This window comes from Candidatus Protofrankia californiensis, assembly GCF_900634765.1.
Taxonomy (GTDB): domain Bacteria; phylum Actinomycetota; class Actinomycetes; order Frankiales; family Frankiaceae; genus Protofrankia; species Protofrankia californiensis.
On sequence record NZ_CAAAFT010000038.1, the window covers coordinates 21766 to 25933 of the forward strand.

General features: G+C 66.2%; 5 protein-coding genes. 4 read left to right on the top strand and 1 reads right to left on the bottom strand.

Annotation, left to right across the window (positions count from 1 at the left end):
* The first annotated feature begins 115 nt into the window (after nt 1-115).
* The 3 genes from DD1DGNOD_RS26385 (at nt 116) to DD1DGNOD_RS01870 (ending at nt 1630) form a co-directional block, all read left to right on the top strand.
* Nucleotides 116-292: a hypothetical protein gene (locus DD1DGNOD_RS26385; RefSeq protein WP_165036338.1), complete on the top strand. Its 177-nt coding sequence runs from the start codon at nt 116-118 to the stop codon at nt 290-292.
* A gap of 249 nt (nt 293-541) precedes the next feature.
* On the top strand, nt 542-808 hold the full coding sequence (locus tag DD1DGNOD_RS01865; protein WP_131764854.1) for a UBP-type zinc finger domain-containing protein: 267 nt from the start codon (nt 542-544) through the stop codon (nt 806-808).
* A 51-nt stretch (nt 809-859) separates the two neighbouring features.
* Entirely contained in the window at nt 860-1630 is a 771-nt protein-coding gene (locus DD1DGNOD_RS01870; RefSeq protein WP_241251139.1) for a cyclic nucleotide-binding domain-containing protein, read from the top strand.
* Here DD1DGNOD_RS01870 and DD1DGNOD_RS01875 read toward each other — a convergent pair.
* On the bottom strand, nt 1605-2090 hold the full coding sequence (locus DD1DGNOD_RS01875) for an Hsp20/alpha crystallin family protein (RefSeq protein ID WP_131764855.1): 486 nt from the start codon (nt 2088-2090) through the stop codon (nt 1605-1607). The two genes, DD1DGNOD_RS01870 and DD1DGNOD_RS01875, sit on opposite strands and share 26 nt — an antisense overlap.
* Before the next feature lie 415 nt (nt 2091-2505).
* Here DD1DGNOD_RS01875 and DD1DGNOD_RS01880 point away from each other — a divergent pair.
* Nucleotides 2506-4168, top strand: a 1663-nt coding sequence (locus tag DD1DGNOD_RS01880; RefSeq protein WP_241255398.1) for an MDR family MFS transporter, incomplete at its 3' end; no start/stop codon positions are given.

Below are 4168 nucleotides of genomic sequence, written 5' to 3' on the forward strand. Positions count from 1 at the left end.
GATGCCAGATGCCCGGTCACTGGCCGTGTCGTGCGGCAACGGACATGACCCCGAAAAAGATCGACATCAGTTCAGATACAGAGGTACTGGATTGCTTAAGGAAAGCTGAGGGCGGATGACTACCGCAACAGAGGCTTGGACCGACGAGCAACTACAGCGTGATGTGCTCGAAGAGCTGAGATGGGACGCCCCGCTCCAGCTCGTGTTCACCGAGGATGACGTCGTCGTCGGCGGCACCGACCGCCTCGTGGACGCCTGGTTGCCTGGGGAACCTCCGACGATCGACCGTTGAAAGCGAGGGAATCATGGCCCCCGAGCCGAATGCGGTGGAGCAAGAGCGTGAACTTCTGGTCATCTGCATCTTGGATGTGTCATGGCGGGGCGCTCGTCAGTGCCTGGCCGGAGAATATCAGCCCAACTCCGTGGCGAGCCTGGATCGGGGTGCCGTTCAACGTCGCAAAGGGCGTTTTCAGCATCATAATCTGCGCTCCTGCGCCTTACCCGTACGTCCGGAGGTCGCGGCCAGAAACGGGAGGTCCCCATGGCAACTATTAGTGCCGATCCGCATCTCGCGCTGGTACAGCCCGTTCAGCCCCGAACCCCGCAGGGCTGCGAGGAGTGTCTACGTATCGGTTCGCCCTGGGTGCACCTTCGGCTGTGTTTGATCTGCGGGCATGTCGGGTGTTGTGATTCCTCGCCGCTTCGCCACGCCCGTGGCCACGCGCACCTCGTGGGGCATCCGATCGTCGCGTCGTTCGAACCAGGCGAGAACTGGCGCTGGTGTTATGTCGACGAATCCTACGTCTAAATGGCGCTCGGACCGGGCATGGACAACCGGACCCCGAGTAGGGAGGCCGCCGTGACCACGGCAGGCACATCCCAGCCGGCGGAGACCCCGGATCTGTATGGGGCGTATCCGCGGCTGTCTGACGATCAGCTGGAGGCGCTGGCCGCCCACGGCCGACGTCGGCGTGTCCAAGCCGGTGAGGTGCTGGTCCGGGAGGGCGAACGGGCCGAGGAGTTCCTGGTCATCCTGCGCGGCAAGATTCTGGTGATCACTAGCTACGGCACCGACGACGCTCGGGTCATACGGGTGCATGGGCCACGCCGTTTCCTCGGTGAATTCCTCGGTGAACTCGGCCTGCTGGAGGGCCAGGTCTCCTTCTTCACCGTAGTGGCCGGCCAGCCAAGCGAGATCCTCGCCGTGCCGTTGGACGTACTGCGGGACGTGCTGCAGCGGGACATCGCGCTTGGCGATCTGATCGTGCGCGCCTACTTCCTGCGCCGATCGATGCTCATCGGGCTGGAGGCAGGTTTCCGGATCATCGGCTCTCGTTACTGCCCGGACAGCCGGCGGCTGCGGGAGTTCGCCGCCCGCAACCGGCTCCCGCGCCGGTTCATCGACCTGGAGCAGGACGGCGAGGCGGAGAAGGTCCTACATAACGCCGGGCTGGCGAACCGCGGCCTCCGCCCCGGCAGGTCCCACCGGATGATCGCCACGACGGCAGACGCCGCAGCCCGGCTCCTGCCGCCCTGTAGGTCGCAGATCGCTCCCCGGAAGCTGCCGGATGCAACAGCCGGTCCGGTCTCCCACGCCTGTTCAGCTACTTGCTTTCGCCGCCGCTGGTGACCTCGATGTGCTTGGGCTGGGTCTCTCGGGTCTTGGCGAGCCGGATGGCCAGCACCCCGTCGTCCAGCATCGCGTTGACCGAGTCGGGGTCCACCTCGCCGGGCAGCACGATGTGGTGTTCGAACCGGCCCATCCTCCGGGTCTGGCGGCGCAGTACGCCTGTCCGTTCCCTTTCCTTGATTTCCCCGGTGACCTGCAGCTCGTTCCCGCGCAGGTCGATGGAGACCTCCTCACGGCGCACGCCCGGCAGTTCGATCTCGACGATGAAGGCGTCGTCGGTCTCCTCGATGTCGATCGGAGCCACCGCGGCGGCCAACGGTCCGACGGGTCGTCCTTCCACACGGCCGACGACATCACCGAGCAGGCTGCCCATCCGGGTCCAGGCGTCCTCGATCTCCTGGAACGGGTCCCACCTGACCATCGTGGCGGGACGTTCAACACTTCGTACGGGGAGTGCCATGGGTTCCCCTCCACCTATCAGCTCACTCGACGACACAACTCGCCGTTATCGGCCAGGTACGCCGAGGTCTCTACCCGGTCGGCGGCGGATAAACCGATGCCGTCAGGAATCCAGACCCATCGACGCATCGTCACAGCCGTAACGCCTAGCTACTTCGACCTGAGAAAGTGGCTGGTCGGTTGATGGGTGTGATAGTGATCCCAGGTCGTGCAGTTGATGATTAACGTGTTCCGGCCGATCAGCCGGCGAGCGCTCGGTCTTGACGAGGCTGTGGGCCAGGACCCCGTGGCCACCCAGATCCTGGCTCCTTCGGTGGAAGCGAGACCCACGCCCGTGGGTCCCGCTGGGCCGGATTGCCGTCGGTGACGTAGCGTCATGTTTGTCCCACGTCTGGCATGGCCATCGGGAGGCATGGGTGTCGCAGGCGGATCTGGCCCCGCCGGCGGAAACGGCGGAGCGGGTGGCCCCCCAGCGGCTGTGGCTGATCCTTGTCGGGCTGTTGCTCGGCATGTTCCTGGCCGCGCTTGACCAGACCATCGTCTCGACCGCGCTACCGACGATCGTGGGCGACCTCGGTGGCCTATCGCACCTGTCGTGGGTGGTCACGGCCTATCTGCTTGCCTCGACCGCGTCGACGCCGCTGTGGGGCAAGCTCGGCGATCTCTACGGACGCAAGCGGTTGTTCCAGGGCGCGATCGTCATTTTTCTCGCCGGCTCCGCGCTCGCGGGCCTTAGCAGGTCCATAGCCGAGTTGATCGCTTTCCGTGCCCTTCAGGGCCTCGGCGGCGGCGGCCTTATCGTGACGGCTCAGGCAAGCGTCGGCGACGTCGTCGCTCCCCGCGATCGGGGCCGCTACCAGGGGTTGTTCGGCGCTGTCTTCGGCGTCACGAGCGTGATCGGGCCGCTGCTCGGCGGCTTCCTCGTGGACAGTCTGAGCTGGCGATGGGTCTTTTACGTCAACCTGCCGGTCGGCGCCCTGGCGCTCGCTGTGACCTCCGTCGCGCTCCCGGCCGGCGGCGAGCGGGTCCATCGTGTCGTCGATTACCTCGGCACCATGCTGCTTGCCGCTACGGCGACCGCCCTTGTCCTGCTGACCAGTCTTGGCGGTACCACCTACCCGTGGGGCTCGCCGGAGATCATCAGCCTGGGTGTTGCGGCGGTGGTGCTCGCCGTCGGGTTCGTCGAGGTCGAGCGCCGTGCCTCCGAACCGGTCCTACCGCTCCGACTTTTCCGCAACCGCGTGTTCGGTGTCACCGGCGCGGTTGGGTTCGTCGTCGGGTTCGCGATGTTCGGAGCGATCACCTATCTCCCGCAGTTCCTCCAAATCGTGAAGGGCATCGACCCGACCGGCTCCGGACTGCGGCTCCTGCCGCTGATGGCAGGCCTGCTGCTGACCTCGATCGGCAGCGGTCAGCTCATCAGCCGCACCGGCCGGTACAAGGTCTTCCCTGTCGTGGGGACCGCGCTCACCACCGTCGGCCTGTTCCTGCTCTCCATGCTGGGCGTGGGCTCGACCGGACTGGAGATGTCGGCTGCGATGTTCGTGTTCGGCCTCGGCCTGGGCGCCACCATGCAGGTGTTGGTGATGGCGGTGCAAAACGCGGTCGAATACCGCGATCTCGGCACCGCCACCTCCGGGGCGACGTTCTTCCGGTCGATAGGCGGAAGTTTCGGAGTCGCCGTGTTCGGCACGATTTTCGCCAACACGCTCGTCGGTAACCTGCGGCACTACCTCGCCGGGGTGGGGCTGCCGGCGGGTTTCTCCGGACAGGCCGGCGCCAGCCCGGGCGCCCTCGCGAAGCTTCCACCTGCCGTACACGAGGGTTTCATCAGGGCGTATGCCGCGTCCCTGCACACCGTCTTCCGGGTTACGATCCCGATCGCCTTCGCGGCGTTCATACTGTCCTGGTTGATTCCGGAGGTCCGGCTGCGCCGGACGACCGGCGCAATCGACCCGGGCCACACCTTCGGGATGCCCCAGCAGCGAACCTCCCTGCAGGAAGTCGAGCGCGCGCTCTGCGTGCTGGCCCGCCGCGAGAACCGGGCCGGCCTGTACGAACGGCTCGCGGCGCGGGCCC

What these genes read in the sequence shown, in the direction of transcription:
- DD1DGNOD_RS01865 (WP_131764854.1), top strand. Translation starts at nt 542, where the DNA reads ATGGCAACTATTAGTGCCGATCCGCATCTCGCGCTGGTACAGCCCGTT.
- DD1DGNOD_RS01875 (WP_131764855.1), bottom strand. Translation starts at nt 2,090, where the DNA reads ATGGCACTCCCCGTACGAAGTGTTGAACGTCCCGCCACGATGGTCAGG.
- DD1DGNOD_RS26385 (WP_165036338.1), top strand. Translation starts at nt 116, where the DNA reads ATGACTACCGCAACAGAGGCTTGGACCGACGAGCAACTACAGCGTGAT.